Raw genomic sequence first — 22,356 nt, forward strand, 5'->3', positions numbered from 1 at the left:
CAGCTTACCGATGGTTCCGATTGCCCTGGAGGTATCCGGGTCCATCGTTGACAGGCACTCTTAGATGAAAACCGCGAGCATCATCAGCAGTTCTTTGAATGCGCGCAAATAGCGTTTAGTGAGATTTCAACTATCACAACAGAACAACGCATTTTATCTTCCTTCCTCACCATTACCTGCGCGATCGGTTTTGCGACGGATTCACGGGCGCATCACGAAGAGATGTGCCTGGTTTCGGCTCAAGCGCAACTGAAAGCAGTTAAATATAGGTATGTAAATACTTACTACTAGTAGTAAGTATTAAGTAATTAGCTATCACTGATCATTACCGGCGATTTCCGTGAATGAAAAGGTAAGCATATCCCTTGATGAAAATATAATCAAACTCATAGATGCCGAAAGGGGAGATGTACCCAGAAGCAGGTACATAGAGAACCTGCTCAAGACTGCCGGCTCGCTTTTTGAGGCTCTGTGGATATTTTCAGACGAATTTGAAAGTGTTACAAAAATGGAGAGATGGCTCGCAGCTCACGCTTCGCAGCCACTGGGGAGACCGCTGCACAAGCATGAAGGGTACCTCTCCGTTACGGATAATGCACTGCGCTTTTATAACGATAAAATGGATCTTCTGTTTATTATCGAAAAGCGTTCAATCCTGAATATGAGCGTGAGTTACGATGAGCAGTTCAAAAGATTCAGAGACTCGCGCGGACTCATACCGCCGCTCAAGCTGGAGCTCGATAACAGGATTGTGTATCTCTTCACCAAGACCATAGGCAGGAAACGGCTGGGAGGGGGGTGGATGTTCAGAGGAGAGAATGAAGCTCTGGAAATGTGGTTTAAGGGCTTTCCGCAGCGCTGAACTGTTCGGTTCTGCCGCGGCGGAGTTATTACGCTGCAATGAAGAGTACATACTGATCGGCAAAGGAACAAGACCGGCCCATAAGTCGTCAGCTCGTCAGCGCCACCGCAACATTTGTGCTGCCTGGCAACGGCGCAGTGAGAGGCTCACACACTGTCTATTGGAAAAACGGCAAATTCATCCATGCGTCAGAATGCCACCTGCACCTGTCAGGGCAACAGCAGACAGGTTGTCGATTTCACAGACAGCATATTCAGGTGCTGAATGAGATCAAACCGGTTTGCTCCCTGCCTGCTTAGCGGGGATAGGGTTTCGCCCTACCCGGATTCAATACCTGATTTACTGGAAATTGAAATATGGACCGCCGATTGTGAAGAGCGAGGCCTGCATGAATCCGGATTCCTGCTGGGGGGGCGTCAGCGTGACGTCTGCTTCCTGCTGCACATTTCCCATTGAAAGGATATCGTAACGGAGTTCCTCCGCTATGTCCGAACTGAAGTACTGCGTAATCTGGTCGTTTATGTGCCTGCAGACGGAGAGTATTATCTTGGATATTCCCTCCTGGACTATTCTGAAACCGTCCTCCAGCGTGATTTCATCCGAAAGCTCGGTGAGTTTATTGTTGTCTATGACAACAATCGCATCCGAGATGGATTTCAGTTCAGCAATTGTCTTCTCGCACTGCGACCTGGACTCCTCGACAAACGGTCTTATACCAATCGAGACAACAGTGATATCCATTTCCTTTGCCGCCCTTGCCACGACAGGCGCAACACGTGAGCCGAAGGTTCCACCGAGGCCGGTTACAACAAATATGATACCTGCGTTGACTATCTTTGCCTTTATTGCCTCAAGGTACAGCTCTTCGACAGCGTCAATATCCTCCGGCCTGATCAGGAGCGCAGAACTGCAGGCGACAGAGCAGAGTCTGTCCTGATTGTCATTGACTGCGACTGTCTCAATATCGGGGTGTTCCCAGTACAGCCGTTCAGCAATGTTCGTTCCGGCGCCGCCGCAGCCGACGACGCTCACTCTAGGTTCTCCGATTCCGCCCACAATGGATACATCCATCCCTTCCTGGGTGAAGTCACCGAATTCAGACATTTGTCTCCTCCTTGATCTTGCGGATATGCTCTGGAGAAACCGTTTCCCTGTTCAGTAACTGTTCGTGCATCCCATCCCTTCTGACAGCCGCCAAACCTTTCCATGTCCACTACTAGTGCTCGCGGTCCACTTGCACCAGTCTTTCCCTGGAGTCGCATATGGAATCAATGGTTTTGTCGAGCCTGCTGTCCTTATTTATGGTGTGGTTCTTCAGAATGAAGTATGCAGCCTCATTCTCATCCACGAAGTACCCTCCTCTCACCATCTCTTGGAGGACATGCATGACTGCAGGCGCGGCAACAATCTTGATCACTCTTCTGTTCTCAGGCGCCTCGTTCGCAGTGCCTGCGACGCTACCATCTTCTTCGAAGATAAAGCGCCTGATCGCCTCTCGAGCTAAATGAGATCTGCTCGCAAATTCCGTGTGCGATTCAAGGAATTTGTCGATTGTCTTTATCTCATTGTCGTCGAGACGAAGAGAAATCCTGTTGTCCACCATTGTGCCCTTCTCCATCGGATATTCGCAGGGATGACATAACCTTCAATTTATATTTAATACTTTTGTCATGCGTCGTACGAAGTATGACAAACAGACCGAAAACGGAGAACACAAATTCCGAATCAGTCAATGTATTCGACGGTAAATCTTTTTCTATATCTCTCCAGTATTTTTATCGTGTACGCACCCAGAAAAACAGTGAAGAGCAAATTTGCCATGGCGTCTATCAGGTTGAAGGGTATTCCCGCAACCATTATCGGTATGAGCGGCGCTTCGCCGTTGTAGCTCAGCCAGGTAAAGAAATCAAGCGGCATTCCGAATATGAATCCCCAGGCGAAATTATACGCGGACAGAGTCTCGACGGAAATAGTGCCAAAACGTTTTCTGATGGCACCGCCTGACCAGCCCGCTATGGCCCACATAAGCATCTGCCAGACAGTCCATGGACCCTGCCCCAGAAACATGTTGGAAATGGCAGGTGTGAGAATGCCGACCATAACACCGGCCTCTGGACCGAAGACGTATCCGGTTATCACTATTAGGAAGGTGCAGGGTTTGAAATTGGGAATTGGAATCACGAGGCGAGAAGCTGCAGAAAGCGCCGCAAGCGTTCCGATTACAGCAATCTCCTTAGTGCCGCTCTGCCTCCTTTCATACCTCATGACGATCGACAAAACGAGAAGGGCGGAAACTACGAACGAAATTGCGGAGTAATATATCACAACATTGATATTGTGCAGACCGGCAAAACTGAGTGAATTCGGGTTGAAAGAGAGCATCACAGAAACAACGACCAGACCGAGGGAAAGAGCCGCGGCCACCGGCCATAGCCGTTCGATGGCGTGCCTTTTCTCTTCAGCATCTGCAGTGCTCTGCATCACATCGATCCTCCGGAGTTGTCTCCACAATTTTACCCTCTTCCAATCTGTAAACCCTGTCAGCATAGGAATGAAGCAGGAACCGATCGTGCGTCGTCATGAGCACAGACTTGGCGTACCCTGATGAGAGTCCTTCAAGAAAGGTCATGAATTTCTCTTTTTTCCAGTAATCCATGCCTCTTGTCGGTTCATCAAGCAGGACGATTTTTCTGCCGCCCACTAGTGTGCAGGCTATTGCCGCAATTTCCCTTTCGCCGCTGCTAAGTTCCCTGGGAAAACGTTCCATCATCGACTGTATTCCCAGTGATGAGGCGACAGCAGCTGCTTTCTCCTTCAGAAATCCTTGATCGGAGGCGGACATACCTGAATATTTTGCTGAAAATATCAGTTCTTCGAGAAGTGTCTGATGGAAAAGATATGAAAGCGGGTTGTGACCGAGATATGCCACATGTTTCGAAATGTCAAGCGGTGTGAGATGTGTGACATCCATGCCGTCAACGCCGATTGCTCCGCGTTGCCTTGGTATGAAATTCATTATAGACTTGAGCAGAGTCGTCTTTCCTGATCCGTTCTTACCTGTAAGCATGGCCAGTTCACCACCGGCAACACTGAAAGTTACACCGTCGAGAATGCGCAGCCCTTCTATATCAACGACAAGATCTTTCACTGAGAGCATCGCTCTATCTGAAAAAATGCTGCGATGGCCTTGACCGCGGTTACTGACAGGTCTGAAAAGACTGATGCCCCTTTCCCCATACCACCGTTCAGTCTCACCCATCTTCCCGTCGACCTCTATTTTCCCTCCATTCATGACTAGGAAGCGGGAACAGTATTTTGCAACCCTTTCGATTCTGTGCTCCGATATAATGATGGTATGCCCGGCCCTTTTCAGGCCCAGAAGTATCTTCATCAGGGACTCCGTGCCCTGATCGTCCAGCTGGGATGTGGGTTCGTCCAGAAGAATATATTTTGTCCTGGAAGCGGCTACAGATGCAATTGCAATTCTCTGCTTCTGCCCCGCGGAGAGTTCGACTACGCTTCTCTCAAGCAGGTTCCCCGCCTCCACTAGAGACACGACTTCAGCTATGTCCGCCCTGATCTCCTCCTCTGTCCTTCCCCTGTTCCTCAGGTTGAATGCAACCTCTTCGCCTGCTGAGAGCATTATGAACTGGTTTTCAGGGTCCTGAAATACGGTGCCTACCGCCGAACTGAGTTCATAGGGGGTAGCGTCCCTCGTATCAATTCCATCCACGATGACATGACCGCCGAACTGCCCGCCGTAAAAATTTGGAATCAGTGAATTTAGGCATCTGAAAAGGGTCGTCTTGCCGGAACCGGTAGGTCCGCAGACGAGCACCATTTCCCCTTCAGATATGTCAAGGCTGTCTATGCTCAGAGAGATCCTTTCTGCATCGCTATACCGGAACTTCAGATCCCTGATTTGCAGCAACTTTTGACCTCCCGTTAAACACGAAGAAGGGAACATTGACTATCAGCACCGACAACATCCCAATCAGAGAATAGCCGGCATATATCGATGTTACTGAATAATAATCAGCTTCCCCAATTCCGTAAAGGGAAAGAACTGTGAAAGTGAGAACGGAAAAGACGCTCGCAGCGATCTGGAACAGATCGAATCGGGTTAAGATTTCCTTCTTATGCTTCCACCGGGAAGGGAATCCCCTCGTCTCCATTGCTTCAGCAACAGCTATTCCCCTGTCCATCGAACTATAGAGCATAGGATACAGGACATGAGACGCTGCCCTTACTCTGTCGAGCATCCTGCCGCTCCTCAGTGGAACGCCGCGTGCCTCAAACGCCTGCAGAATTTCATCGCCTTCATTGCTCATCACCGGCATGAGCCTGGTGGAGATGAGGAGTGCACCTGCCGTCTTCCTGCTCAGGCGGGATAAAATTGACATGACTGAATCTGGATCGACTGTGAGCAGAAGCATTTCGAATGACATAACAGAACTTACAAGTCTGATGGTCATGGATATTGAAAACAGTACCGGTGAAATGGTTACAGATATGAAACTGATGCTGTAGATTATTCTTCCTCCGGGACCGAAAATAACGGAGATTACGGCAAGGAATGCCGACATGTACACTATAAAACGTGAGAAATAAAACGCTTCTCTGAGAACACCCGCAAGACATGCAGTAATGATAATCAGGAAGAGTACAGCCATCTGAATCTCTATGCTGGAGAACAGGATGGAGAGATAGAAGAGAGCCGATAGATATGCGATTCTGGCCCAGGGATTCAGGTTGTAGAATGAGGTTTCCCTTCTCCTGTATGCAAATTTCATTTTTGCTTTCTCTTCCTATGGGACATTACAGCATAAACAGCAGACACTGCAACTACCAGCACTACGATCCCGATTACAAGATAAAGATAGGGGCCCGGGAAACTCTGTTTCTTGGAGGGAGCAACTGTTTTCACGACATGGACGACAGAATTTACGATCACCTGGCCTGAATAGTAGGCGGTGGTGTTATTCGAGTATATGACGGTCAGCGTCACGGGATATGTACCGTTGGCGGTGTAGGTGTGCTCAGCAGTCTGTGAATAGGAGTACTGACCGTTACCGACATACCATGTATAGTTCAAGACGGGCGATGCCTCCTGAATAATGTTTGCGTTGAGCGTCACTGTTCCGTTCACCTGGGAATAAGTGAAATTGGCTACCTGAAGGTGCTCGAACGAGAATAACTGGCCTGCATCGTTTCCCCAAACCATCGCCGTCCCGTTGTATGATGGTGATGAAAGCGAGTAGCTGCCGCTTACAGGATCTGTGAAATTCCAGATGAGATGGCCGTTGTCAGACAGTACGAAGACTGATGCATTCGACGAGTCCTCTGAAACAAGTAAATACTTCTCGAATGCGAACGGAGACGGACTTCCGTATTCGTTATTCAAACTCATTTTCCACAGAACAAAGGAGGTTGAATTCGATGCTGAAGTGTTGACGGATATAAGCTCGCTGCCGTCAGAAAAGATTGCCTGATGGCCCATTGGCAGGACGCTCGATGGAAATGAGTTTGAGACGCCGACTGAATAATTTGCGGCAAAGGAGCCAGTAACGGCATTCAATTCAGTGAGTTCGACGCTGCCGTACGTGGAGGTTCCGGTGGATTTTTTTGCCTGGGTGAGATATACCATTCCGCCGTAGACAGCGGGTGTATCGTAAATCAGGCCGGAAATTCCGCGCTGCCAGAGAACATGCGGCCTGACGCTCGCATTCGGAACAGAGAGTGCTGTAACCCTGCCTGCACCATTCAAATTCGAGGCAACGTAGAGGGTGCTGCCGGAAAAGGAGGGGGAACTGTAATAAGACTGCGCTCCGAGCATAAAATTCCAGTACTCCGTACCGTTAAACGAGAAATAGAAAATGCCTCCCGTGTCGTTCAGGACAAAATAGCCCTGCGGTCCAAGGACCGGAGAGCTCGTGATACCTGCGGAAGAATTGAGATTCAACCTGTAAACCAGGCTGCCGTCGGCCGCATTGAAGGCATAAAGATAGCCGTTAGTACTGGCTACGATCAGCATGCCGCCGGCGGCAAGGGGGGCAGCCAGTTCGTATCCGGAACTGCCCAGAGTGTTGTTCCATACCTGATCTCCATAGAAATTAAAGGCGAAAATGCCTGCCTTCCCGCCGTTTGACGGACCGTCGGTAAGGACGTAGACAAGACCGTTGTATTCAATCGGCTGTGAATCTATGCCGCCAAAATCAGTTGTGTTGATCCTTGCAGTCCATGACGGCGCTGGAACGGGCGGAAGAAACGGCAGATTGGAATGCGGACTGCTGTAACCGGTACCTGCCGAAACAGCCCGGACCTGGTAGACCGGATACGGATCTACCGGCGTCGGAACCGGAGCGTACAGTGGTGCCGAGAAGTTTGATGTCCAATATGAGTAACTCAGTGCAATCGACAGGTTGCCGTTCATCGAGATACTTCCGATGCCAACGGGAGAAACAGACCACTGATTCAGTGAGTTGTTCCAGATCCAGAGAGACCAGGACGGGTTGAATGTGGTATTGTTCTTCCAGACCCCGCCAATCATGTTGACTAACGTGCCGAAACTGTAGTTTGTATAATTGAACGCCATGCCGTAATAGCCGACTGATGCAGCAGTCAGGTTAAAACCGTTGCCGTACCTGCCGTGCTGGGCGTAGTACCAGTAATATGAGCCGTTCTGAAAATAAATGAGCACAGAGTTCATCCCCTGCCCGATCAGGAAGTGCGCTGCGCCCTGAACAACCGTGTTTCCGTCATACTGCGTGACTTTCGTAGCCGGGGAATCATTTTGAAAAGCAGCACCTGCAAGAAGAAGCACCGAAACGACCGATATCACCAAGACAAAGTTCGCATTCATCAAATCACGTTGGATAATATATCCAACGGAATACTGAATTTGTATTTAAGCATAGCTGGAGTGTCCAATGACGGACATAGACTTCCAGCCCGGTTCCTGATTATGAACTGCAACAGGCATCGCTGGATTCAGCTGCTGCGGGCAGTGCTTGCAGTATGTCCATTTTGACTCAGGATGCAATATCAGTTACACGCCCCAGAATTCCGATAACTCATTTCCGCTGCCTGTGAGCGCCTTCAGCTTCAGAATCGTGTTCATGCCTCAAATCATGAGAACGATTCAAATGCAGGCTGTTCCGGTTGTCCGGGCAAAGGAGCAGAGCTTCACCCTGTTTGACAATTCAGACAACAGTCAGCGCAGCAAAGAAGGCCGCCTGTTCCGAAATTTCAGGCGAGTCGGCCGATGTCAGAATCACAGCATCCTCTTCTGAGCCGAGAAGTCTGCCGAATACAGCCGATTCGGCTTCAGCATCGGTGACTGGTTCCATCATGGGAGGAATGAGCAGCTTCCCTTTCATTATGAGCAGTGTCACCGCGCCAGCGGCACCGTGCCTGACTGCCTCGTCCCTCTGGAGAATCCCGTTGGTTATTTTTGGCGCTGCCTTCCTCGCAAGGGCGGCAGTGGTAAAACTTCCAAGCGAGAGTCCGCACCGTTTCACCGGACAGGTGTTGACAGGAAAGGACGACAACGTTTTCTGCGCCTTTCGCGTGAGTACAATACCGGAGTTGTTTCTGCGTATGAAACCTGCGTCTTCAAGCTCGTCCAGGAGAGTCCTGATGCTCCCCTCGCCTATTCCCAGTTCTGAAGAAAGGCGGGCCCTGCCCGTCCTTCCTTTTTCGCTCAGAACTGAAAGTGCCTTGTAGTAGTGGAACGGTCCGAATTTTCTCCCCGGACCGTGTGGCGACAGTTTCGGAAGGCCCGCTAAATCAGAAAACCGAGAGTTCATTTCTAATTACTCTCTGAGTAACATATTTATCTATGTTATCGAGGTAATCAGCTAAAATATTTTCTGCCTCTGATTTGTACCTGTTAAGTTTGACTCCGTCCGACATGATGATATCAATATTGCTGGAAAGCGGTTCAGATACCGGCTTGCCAATCTGAGAAAGTATTCGCACGCTGACTTCCTGTATGTCTCCCTTGCCCAGTTCATAAACCTTCTCTGCCACCTGCATGGAAAGCAGATTGTACAGCTTTCCCACATGTGTCACAGGATTCTTTCCCGCGGCAGCTTCAAGGCTCATGGGCCTGAACGGTGTGATTAGACCGTTGACCCTGTTTCCTCTTCCGACAGATCCGTCGTCTCCGTTTTCCATGGACAGCCCAGTTACGGTGTTGTAATAAATGCCACTCTCATAATCGTCAGCGGTGTTTATGTATACAGTCACTTCCCTGTCTGTGTATTTTGAAGCATGTTCCAGTATCTTCTCGCTCATCTCCTCCTTCACGCTCATATAGTGATCCCTGTCAGGAATGCGTTTTCCGATCATTGCAATGGCACAGGTAACGGTAATCTTATCTCCCCTCCTGGAGGTCATTACCTTCACATCCTGTCCTGATTCGGGTATTTCTTTTTTCATTTCGCCGTTGATAAATTTTTCAGTTTCCTTCGTAATTGTCTCCGCTTCGCTGAACGGCGCAAAACCGACACCGAAACTGGTATCGTTGGCAAGATATTTCTGTGTCTCGTAGAGACCCCTGAGATCCACGGAGCCCTGTCCGATCTTGGTTTCCAGTCTGACATTCCTGTCGGCTTCAAGATCCGGAAATGTATTCCTCAGGTAATTTATCGCAGCTTCTTCAGCGATTTCTCTGAAAGGAATATCCCTCTCACTTACCCTCGTTGTGGCTCTGCCCACAAGGAGGATATAAATCGGCTCTGAAACGACGCCGCCGCCAAAAGCCGGGGTTGCCTGACCTCCCACAATCTGGCATTCGTCCGTATTGTGATGCAGGACGCGGTCGAAGTGCTTTAGATAATATCTGCACAGTCCCCTGCTTACCTGCTCGGCTATTCCATCCGCAACACTGTCCGGATGCCCGATACCTTTTCTCTCAACCATTTCAGTTTCTGTCTTTTCGATTGGATCTGATCTTAAATCTTTGACTGTTATGTTCTTGGCCAACGTGACTACCTCGATGAAGTATTCATTCTTGCCATATTATTGTGGTTAATATCTGTTTGGCACCAATATATTCCAGTAGGAATATTATATCACAATCGTGTGAACTGCTTCCACGTGAAAAACTGATCAGCCCGACGGTCTCAGGCGATAACGAAGGAAATCCCTTGCAACGTAGGTTCTTTCAAATAATGCCCTGGCCTCATCGCGCAGCAGTTTATCGGTTTCATAACGGCCGCTGATATGTGTGAGATAGAGTCTGCGGGCGCATGCCTTCCTTGCAACCGTTGCCGCCTCAGCGCTGGTTGAATGCATTGTGTAACGGGCCCTGGATTTGAGAGAGGAATCGAAGGTTGAATCAAACACAAGGACATCGACACCGCGAACAAGCCTGACTATTTCCCTGGTCGGCCTGGTATCCACGGCATATCCTACCGATAGACCGGCCCTTGGTTTTCCCAGTACCATTTCCGGCGTAATCCTTTTCCCTCCTACAATTATTTCCTTCCCTTTCTGCAGGACACCAAATGCCGGACCGGGCGTTACGCCGAGTTGTATTGCTTTTGCCGTATTGAACCTGCCCGGTCTGTCGTTTTCCTGGAGTCTGTATGCAAGGCATTTCACGTTGTGCTTCGCATTGTCGCAGGTGAGCCTGTATTTTTCAAAATCGAATGATGTATCTCGTGAAAGTTCCACAGGTATTATTCTGAACGTGTTGGTAAGCATCCGCATTTCAAGCAGAGACATAAGAAAGCCTGACAGACCCTCAGGCCCAATGACGTACAGCTCCCTCTTCCGACCGGAAAGCTGCATAGACTGGACGAGGCCGGGTATGCCGAGAACATGATCACCATGAAAATGCGAAAGAGCTATCCAGTTTACCTTCATGTAGGAAATTCCGGCGAGCATCATCTGCCGCTGGGTTCCCTCACCGCAGTCAAAGAGAAACGTACCTTCATCGAGTATCACTGCGCATGAAGAAACATTCCTCTTTGTTGATGGCAGGGTAGCCGCAGTTCCGAGAAAAAGCAGTTCCAATAAACCATCCTCACCTGGCTTCGAGTATGCATTAATCAGCAGATGCTCCTGTACAATTCACCAGGTGAGACGATCTAGTTCGCGTTCCGATCTGGTCGTCTTCTTGAAATCCCTGTAATGTTTCTTGCAAAGGTGGGCCCTGCCGCCGTTGTCCGGTTTTATCGACATTTTTGCTTTGCCTATTGCATCCCTGGCAGGGACAGACCTTACAGATTTCTCACTGCATGATATGACGGAACACAGTTCTTCAGATGCATGCCTCACTGCATGTCTTTCAGCCATTGAAATCTGGATAGAATGGCTGGATAAATAAATTGATTCCTCCGAAATGACCGGCGTGCGTCCAGACAAAGTTATTAATTCGCTTCACTTAGAGGCCTCCGGAGAATTCAATTTGGCAAGAATATCACCATCGATACTTTCAAGCGATTTCGGGGATCTCAGGCGAGAGATCCTGAAAGTTGATAAGGCAGGCGCTGACAGCATACACATAGATGTCATGGACGGGCATTTTGTACCGAATCTTACTTTCGGACCGGCTCTTATCAAATCGATAAGGAGCGCCTCAAAGCTCAGGTTCGACGCCCATCTCATGATAGAACGGGCTGACATGTTTGTGGATAAATTCTCGGAAGCCGGGGCAGATCTGATCATCATACATCCGGAGGCAAAGCACAGCACAGCTGATGTTATCAGAAACATCAGCGGTATCGGGAAATCGAGCGGGCTGGCATTGAATCCTGAAACGCCTTTCCATACGGCGGAAAAATTTATGGGCGACATCAGTCTCCTGCTGATCATGACAGTCCACCCCGGATTTGGCGGGCAGCAGTTTCTGCCGGAGGTTCTTCCGAAGATCAGGGAAGCGAGGAATTACATCGACAGGGAAGGCATTAAGGTTTCAATTTCCGTGGACGGTGGCATAACGCCGGAGAATGCTGTTGATGCGCTGAAGGCCGGTGCCAGCGAGCTGGTAGCCGGAAACGCCATATTCAAATCGGAAGACGCTGAAGCGGCCATAAAGTTCTTTAAAAAACTGTAAATCTGAAATTTCAACTTCGGTTGGAACAGCGAATCCTGCCTGATCTCCGATACTGTTGGCACCAGTCGCCCGGCGGTGGCAAAAGCATTAATAACCCGATACAAATAGATGATAACGGGCAGACAGCTATGGAATCGATCCTGACTTTCATAAATTCACATCGTATGGGTTTCAAACCGTTGAACCGGATGCGCAGCGTTGTGTGACAAAGGGCTAGATTGTTTTCCTCAAATGCTGGTTGCGCCCTGAAACCAAAAACAAAAGAAGTGAAAGAGATGGCAAATAATGAACACATCAATATTGACCCGTCGACAACAAAATACCTTATACAGGCACGGCTGAATGCCGACGGAATAGTCGAGAAGCCGGATGTCGTTGGCGCGATATTCGGCCAGACAGAAGGACTGCTCGGAGAGGAACTTGATCTGAGGGATCTGCAGAAAGGGGGAAGGATCGGAAGAATTGAAGTGGACGTTACTTCAAAGATGGGTAAATCGGAAGGCACCGTCCTGATACCATCAAGCCTTGACCAGATTGAGACGGCAATACTCGCATCTTCCCTTGAAACAATAGATCGGATAGGTCCGTGCAAGGCGAAGATTGCGGTTGAATCGCTCGAGGACGTAAGAATATCAAAAAGGAACAAGATAATTGAAAGATCAAAGGAACTGCTCACACAGATGTCCAAACAGTCCAAAACCAGCGGACTCGACCTGCTTGAGGCCGTCAGACAGAACATAAAAACAGAAGAACTCACCTACTTCGGAAAGGAACGGCTTCCTGCCGGGCCCAATGCCACGGATTCCGACGCAATAATAATCGTCGAGGGAAGATCAGACGTAATTAACCTGCTTAAGAGCGGCATAAGGAATACAATAGCGGTAGAGGGGACAAACGTCCCCAAGTCCATTCAGGACATTTCAAAAGAAAAGGTCGTGACTGCTTTCGTCGATGGCGATCGCGGCGGTGAACTCATATTGAAAGAGCTTCTCCAGGTTGCGGAAGTCGATTTCATTGCCAGGGCTCCCAAAGGGCAGGAAGTGGAGGAACTCACCCAGAAACAGATAATGAAGTGCCTCCGGAATAAGATGCCGGCCGAGCAGTATGTCGAAATGTACGGTATCAACGTACAGACACCCGACCAGCGTGAACAGCGGGAACGCGAGGCCGGACACAAGAGAAGGGAGGACAATCATCACCCCAAGCAGTTGGAGGTTGTCGAGAAGAGGGTCAGACCGGACGAAGCACAGCAGGAAGAAAATGACAGCAGGCAGGCGGCACAGCCTGTCAGACCGGAGCATCTGCTTTCGGACGTACAGGAAAATCTTAAGGAAATACTCAATTCACTGGCCGGAAATTCGAAAGCTGTCCTTCTCGATGATTCGGGAAATCGACTGGTCGAAGTTCCGGTAAGGGAGCTGGTAAACAACCTGAGGGAACAGGAGGCCGGAAAGGTCAGCAGCGTTGTCTTTGACGGCATCATCACTCAGCGCATACTGGATATTGCCTCCGAAAAGAAAATCGGCACGCTTGTTGCAAGCAAACTGGGCAGCATAACAAAACAGCCTGATAACGTGGGCATATGGGTTAAAGAGGAGTTAAGTTAATTAAGCGTGAAGAAGAGTTGATGTACGCGGGTCTGTAGATGCAGGAAAACAAGCAACAGCTGATTTCGGAGATAAGCACTACACAGGATATTTCAATACCGCAGGATCCGCTTGAAAGGGTAATAGGACAGGACGAGGCAGTCAATCTTGCCAGGGTTTCGGCAGTGCAGAGAAGAAACCTTCTCCTTGTAGGACCCCCCGGGGTAGGAAAGAGCATGATTGCCCGCGCGCTTTCCCTTCATCTTTTGCCGCCTACACAGGAGCTTCGTGTCGTTCACAACCCGGAAAATCCTGAAAGACCCACAGTAGAGGTGAAACGCGGGGAAGACACGGAGGCTGAAAAGGCCAGCAGGGAGTATGCCGGGGGCGAAGTGATAGATCCGACAGAGGCACCGATTACGGTGGCCGAACGTCTCGGTTACAGGTGCAGAAGCTGCGGAACGTACTCCTCCCCGAGAGAGGTCTACTGCCCAAAATGCCAGAAATCGAAAATGCTGGGAACCTTTCAGGGCCAGGGGAATCCGTTCAGCGATATATTCGGAAACCTGTTCGAAATAACGATGGGACAGGGCTTTGGCACAGACAGAGTGACGACAACCAGAAAGAGATTTGACAAGGAGGAGGTCGTCGTCTATGAACGGTTCGGGGACAACATAAGGGTTCTGGACCAGAAGGCTCTTGAGAAGAGAAGGACAATAGAAAAGCAGAGTCCTCACAAAGTCATAGTTCCTTACAGGAGAAACAATTTCATAATGGTGGCCGGAGCGAGCGAAACCGAACTTCTCGGGGATGTGAGGCATGACCCTTACGGAGGGCACAGTCAGCTTGGCACACAGCCCTATGAGAGGGTGATACCCGGCGCAGTACACGAAGCGCACGAAGGCGTCCTCTATATCGATGAATTGCCTCACCTTGGCCAGCTGCAGAGGTATATACTCACTGCGATGCAGGAAAAGGTCTTTCCGATAGAAGGGCACAATCCTCAGAGCGCAGGTGCTGCTGTCCGCGTCGACAATGTACCGTGCGATTTCATACTTGTAGCATCGTGCAACATACAGGATCTGCAGCAGATTATCTCTCCGCTGCGTTCGAGGATCGTAGGGACCGGCTATGAGGTGCTGCTTGAAACGACAATGAAAGACACGGAGGAAAACCGTGCCAAGATAGCCCAGTTTGTCGCCCAGGAGATACAGAAGGACGGCAAAATACCGCACGCGACGCCCGAGGCTCTGGCTGAACTGATAAAGGAGGCGTCCAGGCGTGCCAAATCCATTGACGGTAAGGACGATGCACTTACACTCAGGCTCAGGGAACTCGGAGGTGTTGTGAGGGCAGCCGGAGATATAGCGGTGATGGACGGAAGCACCCTCATGGAGGAAAGGCACATCAGGCTGGCCCTCAAGAGAGCGCGGCCGGTTGAGGAGCAGATCAAGGACAAATACGGCTATTTCTACAAAGCAGTAAATGACGAGATGACAGCCGCGCAGCGGCATGCAGGAAACGACTACTGGTATGAAAACGAAGTTTCCCAGGAAAACAACAAACCCGGATATGGCTGATACTGCATCGCCTGACAGTCAGAGCTGGCGCACCATCCGATAGCCGTCCTCCATATCCGAATAATACCTGCTCAGCACGCCGGCAATCTGGAAGCCGAATTTTTGGTAGAAGCGGATTGCGCCGATGTTGCTCTTTCTGACTTCAAGCGTTATCCTCCTGACCCCACGGACAGCGGATCTCTTCATGAAGTCGAGCATCATCATTGACCCGATGCCCCTGTTCCGGTATGGCGTCTCCACGGCAAACATGAGTATCCTTGATTCGGATCGTCCCTCGAGCGCGCCCAGGAGCATGGAAATAATCCTTCCCCCCTCCTCCGCCACCATGAAACCTTCATTCCACTGTCGGGATTTTTCCAGATAGAGTGTTCTCGGATAGAATTCTCCCAGTGAACCAAGGACGAGTTCTGAGACGCTTTCGACGTCCTCGGAGCGGAATTCCCTGATTTCTGCCATTTTCGTGATTGCAAACACATTCGCTTTTATTTTCTTTTTGAATCGCCTTCAGCGCGCAATATACACCGCCGCAGCGCCCAGGGACGGCTGATATTCACACTGGCACTCCGGAGCTATGGTTATAAATAATCAATGCAATAGCCTCGCCATCAGGGAATAACAGTATGCGGCAGACACATGTGATGGTTAACGAAGGAGTTCGCTGATAAAATGGGAATGAATTATGATGTTGTCGTTGTCGGCGCCGGTCCCGGCGGGAGCGTTGCCGCAAAATACGCCGCCAAATCGGGTTGCTCTACCCTTCTGATCGAGAAGAGGCAGGAGATAGGAACACCTGTCAGATGCGGGGAGGGCATAGCAAAAAGGTGGCTTGATGACGTTGGAATAGAGCCCAGCAGCAAGTGGATAGCCAATGAGGTTGACGGCGCGCGCATAATTTCACCCAACGGAACAGTGCTGACAGTGGACGAAAGCCGCGCCGGAAACGAGTGCGGCTACGTCATACACAGGGACGTGTTTGACATGACTCTTGCGCAGCATGCTGCCGCCGCAGGCGCTGAAGTGATGGTCAAGACTTCTGCAACGGGCATCATCAGGGAGGATGGTATGATCAAAGGGATCAGGGCCCGCTCCATGGGAAAAGAATTCAGCATAAGGAGCAATGTGGTGATAGCTGCGGATGGTTTCGAGTCGCAGGTGGGAAGATGGGCCGGCCTCAACACAAATCTGAAACCGAAGGACGTTGATTCCTGCTATGAATACACACTCGTGGACGTCGACATCGACCGGCGCTATACAGACTTCTTTATCGGAAACATTGCACCGGGCGGCTACATTTGGATGTTTCCGAAGGGCGATGACGTCGCGAACGTCGGTATCGGTGTTCAGACAAGCAAAATCAGGGGTCCGGGTGAGGCAAAGATGTACCTTGACAGGTTCATCGAAAAACATCCGGAATTCAGAAAAGGAAAACCGATCATGGAGATAGCCGGGGGTGTTTCCATCAGTCCACCGCTTGAAAAAACAGCACTTCCCGGATTCATGCTCGTGGGGGATGCTGCCAGGATGATAGACCCAGTGACCGGGGGCGGAATCTACAACGCGTGCGTCGCAGGCAGGATAGCGGGTGAGGTTGCGGGAAGAGCTGTTGAGCGCAACGATTTCAGCCAGCAGATGATGGACGCCTACGAAACCGGATGGCGCGAAAGGATGGAGGAACACCTTTACAGAAACTACCTGATGAAGGAGAAGATAGCAAAACTTGACGATGAAACATTCGACAAGCTTGTAGATGCAATGACGAAAGTGGACATGAAGAGAATGACCACGCTCGACATACTCAGGGCAATACAGCAGAAATATCCCGAACTTGTAAAGGAGTTTGAAGAGTTTCTCTGAGACACGGCATTAGCCATGCCGTGGAAACACAGGATATAAATGCAAGCATATTCTGCACTCTTACGGTGTGCCTGATTGCCTTCAATATCAACTTCTGATACGATAAGCGCCGAACTCGACGGGAGAGAAGTTAAAATTGGCGGATGGATTGAAGACATCAGGGATCTTGGCGGAATATCGTTTTACATCGTGAGAGACGGATACGGTGCGGTGCAGGTCACTGTAGTCCGGAGGAATGCGCCAGCGGAAGTCATCTCGGCGCTTGAGGGCGTCCAGAGGGAAAGCGTAATAGAAGTCAGAGGGAAGATAAGGAAATCAGAAAAGGCGGGAAGGGGCTTTGAGCTCATACCTGATGAGATAACTGTTCTTTCCGCAGCCGGAGCCCCACTTCCGCTGGGAGTTGTCGACAGGGTCGGAACTGAAGCCGAAACACGCTTCGACAACAGATTCCTTGATCTCCGTAAGGAAGAGAAGAGTGCGATATTCAGGGTCAGGGCTGAAATGTCGTACAGAATGCGTGAAAAGCTCAGGGAGATGCGTTTTGTTGAGGTTTTCACTCCGAAGGTCGTTTCCGAAGGCGCGGAGGGTGGAGCAACGCTGTTCAGGGTTGACTATTTTGGAAAGAAGGCATTCCTGGCGCAGAGTCCACAGCTCTACAAGCAGATACTCATGTCTACAGGCCTCAACAGGGTTTATGAGATTGCGCCCGCCTACAGGGCGGAGCTGTCCGACACGGTGAGGCATACATCCGAATTCGTCTCATTCGACGCAGAGATTGCTTTCATCGACGGCCTTGAGGACGTGCTGAACACGCTGCAGGAGCTGATGGTCTACACAATTTCCAGGACGGCCGAATTCATCAGGGAGCGCTTTCCATCCCGTTTCACTCCGGAAATACCGAAGACTCCCTTCCCGCGTCTCAGGTACAGCGAATGCCTCGACTTGCTTGCTTCGGAGCACAAGGAAATACGGGAAGGAGAGGATCTCGACTCGGAAAGCGAGAAACTGATTGGCAGGATAATGAAAGAGAAGGGCTATTCGATGTATTTCATCACAATGTATCCGGCTTCGATCAAGCCGTTTTATGTAATGGAGGACGGCAACGGCATGTCCTTCTCATTCGATCTTGAATTCGACGGGACTGAGATGGCTTCCGGAGGGCAGAGGGAGCACAGGTACGACAGGCTTGTATCGAGAATGAAACAGAAAAATCTTGAAATCAGCGCGTTCGAGTTTTATCTCAAAGCTTTCAGATTCGGGATGCCGCCGCATGGGGGCTGGGGTCTCGGATTTGACAGACTCGTAAACTCATACCTGAAACTGGGAAACATAAGGGAGGCAATTCTTTTTCCAAGGGACAGGACCAGGCTGGCACCCTGAATGTACACTCGGTCATATCTGCAAATTGGGAGGCATTGGCAGGCATGTTCATGTACACGCGGCGGAAGACGGCAGCTGCAGGGGACATACATTTTACAGATGCTGCTATCTGGAGCATGTTACAAACAATGGGAAGACACCTTATGCCACTGCCGTGCACATAGGTCAGTCATCTTTTCACGGCATGAAGACGCACGAAAGGTGTGAAGATCGCAGGCGGCCGCGGAAATTGGCAGAGGCATGTTGCCTGAGAAAAACTGCGGGCCTTGGCAACTGAAAGTGATGGCAAGATAATATATTTAAAAACACATAACGCGACTGAAGATGGGAGATACATACGAAAGAGAGCTGAAAGGGATCCTCGGCGGGGAGGGGGCCTTCATCGAGAGGATATCCAGGACCCTTCCTTCTGCGGAAAGGGAGTCATACCAGAAGCTCAGAAGAAAGCACTTTCTTGTGATACGGGCTGCAGGATCCTTCGGCGTTGATCTTCTGGCCGTAAGGGGAAATTTTGCATTCCCCATAGAAGTCAAGAGCTCAAGGAGCGATGTTTTCCGTTTCAGCCGGAGTGAAAAGCTTGCTTTCCAGGCAGCACGCATGAGGGAACTCTGCGAACAGTCGGCACTCGTTCCTGCATATGCATACAGGCTGAAAAACGCCGATTCTGATCCATGGAGGCTCTTCACGATTCAGGATTCATCCGACGGCCTCAAGGGAATACAGGCACTCCTGTTCAGGAAGCTTCCCAAAATCGGAATGACGGAGGACGGGAACGGAATTATGAAATGGTCAGAGGGGATGAAGTTGAGTTCGTTTGTAGATTACTTCAGCGAAATGATGTGATCGCGGGCTGCTACAGGGTCCGGCAGCAATCCGCGGCGGGGTGCATGCGGGCGGTTGCGGCGTGGTATTTATGAGCATGGTCCCTAAAATCAATTAAATAATCCTTCGGCAATACACCCTCGAGGCTCAGACGGGGATTGGTTCATCTTTGTTGAACTGTGTCAGGCAGTGCTATGCATCATTTGGAGCGTTTTTGCACTGGGCGATTCCCGAGGGGTGCTACATTTGATACTGAAAAATCCACAGGAAATGACAGGCGACAGCGAATGCATTACAGAATGTGAACCCTGGCCCGGGTTCCTGGAGAACGATTTGAATCTGCCCTTATCTGTCCCGGTAACAGGCACGATGCATGAAGGGAAGAGCGAAGTTGCGAAGATCTGAATCCAAGGTGTATGAAGATGGAATTTCTTTCAGCCATTCCGGTTTCGCAGCGCGCGGCCATGCTTGTGCGGGCTCTGGTGGAATAGATGGCTGAGGTGGTCAAAATAGGGCTAACCGGCCTTCCGGGCTCAGGAAAGACCAGCACCCTCCTGAAACTTGTGGAAATGCTGGAGGAGGAGGGGAAGACCGTCGGCGGCATGGTTACCGAGCCGATTGTGGAAAACGGCAGAAGAAAGGGCCTCCGCATATACAACAAAATGACAGGTGAAAGCGGAACGCTTGCGCATGTAGACATCGAGTCGAGATACATGTATGAGAAATTCGGAGTCGATCTCACCGTTCTTGAGAGCATAGGGGTAAAGGCACTGGCGGATGCGGAGGAGAAGGCGGACGTCATAATCGTCGACGAGGTCGGAAAGCTCGAAGTTGAAAGCGAGAAGTTTGTCGACGAGGTCAAGAACGTGCTGGATCTTGACAAGCCTGTCATACTTACGCTGCACAAGAAGTCGAGAAACCCGCTTTTGCAGGATATAAGGAAGAGGGATGACATACGGATACTCGAGGTTACGCCGATCAACAGAAACCTCCTTCCTTACAAGGTGATGAAGCTCATGAAAGGTCAGCTATGGTGAAAAATGACGATTTGCGCGAAGTCACCGAAGGGAAGGTTAACTACTTCGTTCCCTCGGACTACAATTTAAACGGCCCCGGCAGCATAACAGGAAGCGCGTTCTACAACAGGCAGATGGAGTTCAACAGGGACGTATGCATCGCATTCCTTGCGGGCACAGCCTCCGACGGATTCAGGGTACTCGACGCAAACGGCGCAACAGGCATACGATCCGCGAGAATTGCGATTGAAATACCGCTCCGTCTCAGGATTACCTGCAACGACACTGAAAAGAACGCCACTTCCCTGATGAGGGAGAATTTCAGAAGGCTTGGCCTCGACGGCATCAGGATTACTTCCAGGAGGGCTCAGGCACTGCTTGCCGAGGAACATTTCGACTACATCGACATTGATCCGTTCGGCACCCCTGCCGGCTACATACCGGCGGCGGTACAGTCGGTTAGCGGCGGCGGGATTATGGCAATCACGGCCACCGATGCGGCAGTCCTGTGCGGCTCGGCCCGCGGCTCTGAAAGAAGATATCTATGCAGGGCAGGGAGATGGCCGTTCATGCATGAGGTCGGCCTGAGGAATCTGACAGGTTATGTCGTGCGGATGGCAGCATCATATGACAGGGCCGCATACCCTCTTCTTTCCTATTATGCCGACCATTATTTCAGGATTTATTTCAGGTTCGCGGATGGGGGGACAAGAGCTGAAAAGCAGCTCGAGTCAATCGGCTACGCGCATTATGACAGCAGGACGGGCGAGAGGAGGGTGGACCTGGAGTATGATGCCAGGGCCGCAGGACCGATGTGGATCGGACCCCTGCACGACAGAAATACGTTGAACTCACTCAGTGTCCCTGACGGGTCAGGCACAGGAAAGAGACTGGCGAAATGGATTGATATGTGGAAGAATGAATGTGATGCGCCGCCGTTGTTTTACAGAATGGACGAGATTGCATCGATGCTCAGGATCAGCATGCCGAAAAGGGAAGAACTGCTCGGGCTTCTTTCTACCGAGACCCCCGCAGTCAGGACGCACTTCGACAGCAAGGGTTTCAAAACACGGTTGACCATGGGTGAAATACGCCATAAACTCCTCGATATTTACGGAAAAACGGATGTATCAGACACCCGCGGACAAATACCAAATACGGGATAGCCGTTCCAACCGCGGCAGCAGGGAATGACCTCACTGAAAGTAACAAACGGGAACGGAATTGAAGTCGAGACGGGAGATTCGTCGTATCTCCTCGATCCGAAGAAAACTGTTGACGGAATAGTCAATGTGATATCCCATGCCCACTCTGACCATCTGCCGAGGGGAGGAAGCGGCAGAAAGGTCATTTCGACCTCAGAGACAATTGAGCTTGCATATCACAGGACAGGGAAGAGGTATTATCCTGCCGAGGATGACACCGTCGAAATTGTCGAGGCAGGGCATATTCCAGGATCCGTTATGACGCTGATCCGCGGCGATTCCAGCTTCCTCTATACGGCGGATTTCTGCACAAGGCAGAAGGTTTATCTGAAGCCGGCGGAACCGAGAAAAACAGACTGTCTCGTGATTGAGACAACGTACGGCCGTCCCGATTACGTTTTTCCCGATCCGGTGGAACTCTCGGGCGTTATAAGGGACTGGGTTTCGGACTCCATAAGTCACTCGATTCCAGTCTTCTTTTCGCTGTATCCGCTGGGCAAGGCGCAGGAAATCGAAGTGATTTTGAAGGGACTGCCGCTCTATGCCGACGAAACTGTCCGGTCACACAACAGCATTATTTTCGGCGACACACCGTGGATCGGCAGCATGGAGGAAGCGCATTCGGCGGAATCTGTCTTCATCTGCTCCTCGAGGAAGTCCCTTTCGGCGGTGAGACCCTCTGTCAGGAGGAAGCTCCTGACGGCAACTGTTTCCGGATGGGCACTCGGCAATGGTTTCCGGCATGGGGGAGGTTACGACGAGGCTTTCCCGCTTTCAGATCACTGCGACTACAACGACCTGATGAACTTTGTCGAAAAGTGCGGACCCGAAATCGTGTACACTGTCCACGGTTTCACGGACGATTTTGCAGCTTCGGTGAAAAGCGAGCTTGGAATAGAGGCAATGCCTCTGAAAAGCGCGCGCGTTGCGCGCAGAAGGATGCAGAGCCGGATTGACAGTTTCAGGCCAAGATAGGCCGCAGGGGA

The 22,356-nt window shown here is 50.5% G+C and carries 22 protein-coding genes; 11 read left to right on the forward strand and 11 right to left on the reverse strand.

Annotated elements, in window-relative coordinates; genetic code table 11:
- The first annotated feature begins 340 nt into the window (after positions 1-340).
- Positions 341-862: a hypothetical protein gene (locus tag KIS29_06485; GenBank protein ID MBX8639966.1), complete on the forward strand. Its 522-nt coding sequence runs from the start codon at positions 341-343 to the stop codon at positions 860-862.
- A 339-nt stretch (positions 863-1,201) separates the two neighbouring features.
- Here the strand turns inward: KIS29_06485 and KIS29_06490 are convergent, their stop codons facing one another.
- From KIS29_06490 to KIS29_06535, 10 genes are all read right to left on the reverse strand, one after another.
- Complete coding sequence (locus tag KIS29_06490; GenBank protein ID MBX8639967.1) at positions 1,202-1,966, reverse strand: hypothetical protein; 765 nt, start codon at positions 1,964-1,966, stop codon at positions 1,202-1,204.
- Positions 1,967-2,078: 112 nt separating this feature from the next.
- Positions 2,079-2,480: a hypothetical protein gene (locus tag KIS29_06495; GenBank protein MBX8639968.1), complete on the reverse strand. Its 402-nt coding sequence runs from the start codon at positions 2,478-2,480 to the stop codon at positions 2,079-2,081.
- 107 nt (positions 2,481-2,587) lie between these two features.
- The gene (locus KIS29_06500; protein ID MBX8639969.1) at positions 2,588-3,343 is read right to left on the reverse strand and encodes an ECF transporter S component; all 756 of its coding nucleotides are present in this window, start codon (positions 3,341-3,343) and stop codon (positions 2,588-2,590) included.
- Positions 3,321-4,793: an ATP-binding cassette domain-containing protein gene (locus KIS29_06505; GenBank protein ID MBX8639970.1), complete on the reverse strand. Its 1,473-nt coding sequence runs from the start codon at positions 4,791-4,793 to the stop codon at positions 3,321-3,323. The genes KIS29_06500 and KIS29_06505 overlap by 23 nt, the downstream gene beginning before the upstream one ends.
- Positions 4,759-5,655: an energy-coupling factor transporter transmembrane protein EcfT gene (locus KIS29_06510; GenBank protein ID MBX8639971.1), complete on the reverse strand. Its 897-nt coding sequence runs from the start codon at positions 5,653-5,655 to the stop codon at positions 4,759-4,761. Before KIS29_06510 ends, KIS29_06505 begins: the two co-directional genes overlap by 35 nt.
- Complete coding sequence (locus KIS29_06515; protein MBX8639972.1) at positions 5,652-7,724, reverse strand: PQQ-binding-like beta-propeller repeat protein; 2,073 nt, start codon at positions 7,722-7,724, stop codon at positions 5,652-5,654. Before KIS29_06515 ends, KIS29_06510 begins: the two co-directional genes overlap by 4 nt.
- 340 nt (positions 7,725-8,064) lie before the next feature.
- On the reverse strand, positions 8,065-8,670 hold the full coding sequence (locus KIS29_06520; protein ID MBX8639973.1) for a DUF4443 domain-containing protein: 606 nt from the start codon (positions 8,668-8,670) through the stop codon (positions 8,065-8,067).
- Positions 8,651-9,850 carry a methionine adenosyltransferase gene (locus KIS29_06525; protein MBX8639974.1) on the reverse strand — a complete coding sequence of 400 codons (1,200 nt, stop codon included), beginning with the start codon at positions 9,848-9,850 and terminating at the stop codon, positions 8,651-8,653. The genes KIS29_06520 and KIS29_06525 overlap by 20 nt, the downstream gene beginning before the upstream one ends.
- A 126-nt stretch (positions 9,851-9,976) precedes the next feature.
- Positions 9,977-10,885 carry a ribonuclease Z gene (rnz, locus tag KIS29_06530; GenBank protein ID MBX8639975.1) on the reverse strand — a complete coding sequence of 303 codons (909 nt, stop codon included), beginning with the start codon at positions 10,883-10,885 and terminating at the stop codon, positions 9,977-9,979.
- A gap of 57 nt (positions 10,886-10,942) precedes the next feature.
- Positions 10,943-11,167, reverse strand: coding sequence for a hypothetical protein (locus KIS29_06535; protein ID MBX8639976.1), 225 nt, complete (start codon positions 11,165-11,167; stop codon positions 10,943-10,945).
- 112 nt (positions 11,168-11,279) lie between these two features.
- Between KIS29_06535 and rpe the strand changes: the two genes are divergently transcribed.
- From rpe to KIS29_06550, 3 genes are all read left to right on the forward strand, one after another.
- Positions 11,280-11,927, forward strand: a complete 648-nt coding sequence (gene rpe / locus KIS29_06540) for a ribulose-phosphate 3-epimerase (GenBank protein ID MBX8639977.1) — start codon at positions 11,280-11,282, stop codon at positions 11,925-11,927.
- 275 nt (positions 11,928-12,202) lie between these two features.
- On the forward strand, positions 12,203-13,534 hold the full coding sequence (locus tag KIS29_06545) for a DNA primase (GenBank protein MBX8639978.1): 1,332 nt from the start codon (positions 12,203-12,205) through the stop codon (positions 13,532-13,534).
- 38 nt (positions 13,535-13,572) lie between these two features.
- Positions 13,573-15,093 carry an ATP-binding protein gene (locus KIS29_06550; GenBank protein MBX8639979.1) on the forward strand — a complete coding sequence of 507 codons (1,521 nt, stop codon included), beginning with the start codon at positions 13,573-13,575 and terminating at the stop codon, positions 15,091-15,093.
- Positions 15,094-15,111: 18 nt separating this feature from the next.
- On the opposite strand, the gene KIS29_06555 is transcribed toward KIS29_06550, so the two are convergent.
- Positions 15,112-15,549 (reverse strand): GNAT family N-acetyltransferase, encoded by a 438-nt coding sequence (locus tag KIS29_06555; GenBank protein ID MBX8639980.1) that lies wholly within the window; start codon positions 15,547-15,549, stop codon positions 15,112-15,114.
- Between the two features lie 216 nt (positions 15,550-15,765).
- Between KIS29_06555 and KIS29_06560 the strand changes: the two genes are divergently transcribed.
- The 7 genes from KIS29_06560 (at position 15,766) to KIS29_06590 (ending at position 22,345) form a co-directional block, all read left to right on the forward strand.
- Positions 15,766-16,947, forward strand: a complete 1,182-nt coding sequence (locus tag KIS29_06560; protein MBX8639981.1) for an NAD(P)/FAD-dependent oxidoreductase — start codon at positions 15,766-15,768, stop codon at positions 16,945-16,947.
- A gap of 84 nt (positions 16,948-17,031) precedes the next feature.
- Positions 17,032-18,327, forward strand: coding sequence for an aspartate--tRNA(Asn) ligase (gene aspS / locus KIS29_06565; protein MBX8639982.1), 1,296 nt, complete (start codon positions 17,032-17,034; stop codon positions 18,325-18,327).
- 324 nt (positions 18,328-18,651) lie between these two features.
- Complete coding sequence (locus KIS29_06570; protein ID MBX8639983.1) at positions 18,652-19,170, forward strand: Holliday junction resolvase; 519 nt, start codon at positions 18,652-18,654, stop codon at positions 19,168-19,170.
- Between the two features lie 225 nt (positions 19,171-19,395).
- Complete coding sequence (locus tag KIS29_06575; GenBank protein MBX8639984.1) at positions 19,396-19,554, forward strand: hypothetical protein; 159 nt, start codon at positions 19,396-19,398, stop codon at positions 19,552-19,554.
- A gap of 86 nt (positions 19,555-19,640) precedes the next feature.
- On the forward strand, positions 19,641-20,186 hold the full coding sequence (locus KIS29_06580) for an NTPase (GenBank protein ID MBX8639985.1): 546 nt from the start codon (positions 19,641-19,643) through the stop codon (positions 20,184-20,186).
- Positions 20,180-21,331: a hypothetical protein gene (locus KIS29_06585; protein ID MBX8639986.1), complete on the forward strand. Its 1,152-nt coding sequence runs from the start codon at positions 20,180-20,182 to the stop codon at positions 21,329-21,331. The genes KIS29_06580 and KIS29_06585 overlap by 7 nt, the downstream gene beginning before the upstream one ends.
- A 24-nt stretch (positions 21,332-21,355) precedes the next feature.
- Positions 21,356-22,345 carry a hypothetical protein gene (locus KIS29_06590; protein ID MBX8639987.1) on the forward strand — a complete coding sequence of 330 codons (990 nt, stop codon included), beginning with the start codon at positions 21,356-21,358 and terminating at the stop codon, positions 22,343-22,345.
- Positions 22,346-22,356 lie beyond the last annotated feature (11 nt).

This window comes from Candidatus Sysuiplasma jiujiangense (assembly GCA_019721075.1).
Classification (GTDB): Archaea; Thermoplasmatota; Thermoplasmata; order Sysuiplasmatales; family Sysuiplasmataceae; genus Sysuiplasma; species Sysuiplasma jiujiangense.

What these genes read in the sequence shown, in the direction of transcription:
- KIS29_06545 (MBX8639978.1), top strand. Translation starts at nt 12,203, where the DNA reads ATGGCAAATAATGAACACATCAATATTGACCCGTCGACAACAAAATAC.
- KIS29_06495 (MBX8639968.1), bottom strand. Translation starts at nt 2,480, where the DNA reads ATGGAGAAGGGCACAATGGTGGACAACAGGATTTCTCTTCGTCTCGAC.
- KIS29_06580 (MBX8639985.1), top strand. Translation starts at nt 19,641, where the DNA reads ATGGCTGAGGTGGTCAAAATAGGGCTAACCGGCCTTCCGGGCTCAGGA.
- KIS29_06520 (MBX8639973.1), bottom strand. Translation starts at nt 8,670, where the DNA reads ATGAACTCTCGGTTTTCTGATTTAGCGGGCCTTCCGAAACTGTCGCCA.
- KIS29_06490 (MBX8639967.1), bottom strand. Translation starts at nt 1,966, where the DNA reads ATGTCTGAATTCGGTGACTTCACCCAGGAAGGGATGGATGTATCCATT.
- KIS29_06585 (MBX8639986.1), top strand. Translation starts at nt 20,180, where the DNA reads ATGGTGAAAAATGACGATTTGCGCGAAGTCACCGAAGGGAAGGTTAAC.
- KIS29_06535 (MBX8639976.1), bottom strand. Translation starts at nt 11,167, where the DNA reads ATGGCTGAAAGACATGCAGTGAGGCATGCATCTGAAGAACTGTGTTCC.
- KIS29_06590 (MBX8639987.1), top strand. Translation starts at nt 21,356, where the DNA reads ATGACCTCACTGAAAGTAACAAACGGGAACGGAATTGAAGTCGAGACG.
- KIS29_06515 (MBX8639972.1), bottom strand. Translation starts at nt 7,724, where the DNA reads ATGAATGCGAACTTTGTCTTGGTGATATCGGTCGTTTCGGTGCTTCTT.
- KIS29_06550 (MBX8639979.1), top strand. Translation starts at nt 13,573, where the DNA reads ATGCAGGAAAACAAGCAACAGCTGATTTCGGAGATAAGCACTACACAG.
- KIS29_06500 (MBX8639969.1), bottom strand. Translation starts at nt 3,343, where the DNA reads ATGCAGAGCACTGCAGATGCTGAAGAGAAAAGGCACGCCATCGAACGG.
- KIS29_06560 (MBX8639981.1), top strand. Translation starts at nt 15,766, where the DNA reads ATGAATTATGATGTTGTCGTTGTCGGCGCCGGTCCCGGCGGGAGCGTT.
- KIS29_06510 (MBX8639971.1), bottom strand. Translation starts at nt 5,655, where the DNA reads ATGAAATTTGCATACAGGAGAAGGGAAACCTCATTCTACAACCTGAAT.
- KIS29_06570 (MBX8639983.1), top strand. Translation starts at nt 18,652, where the DNA reads ATGGGAGATACATACGAAAGAGAGCTGAAAGGGATCCTCGGCGGGGAG.
- KIS29_06555 (MBX8639980.1), bottom strand. Translation starts at nt 15,549, where the DNA reads ATGGCAGAAATCAGGGAATTCCGCTCCGAGGACGTCGAAAGCGTCTCA.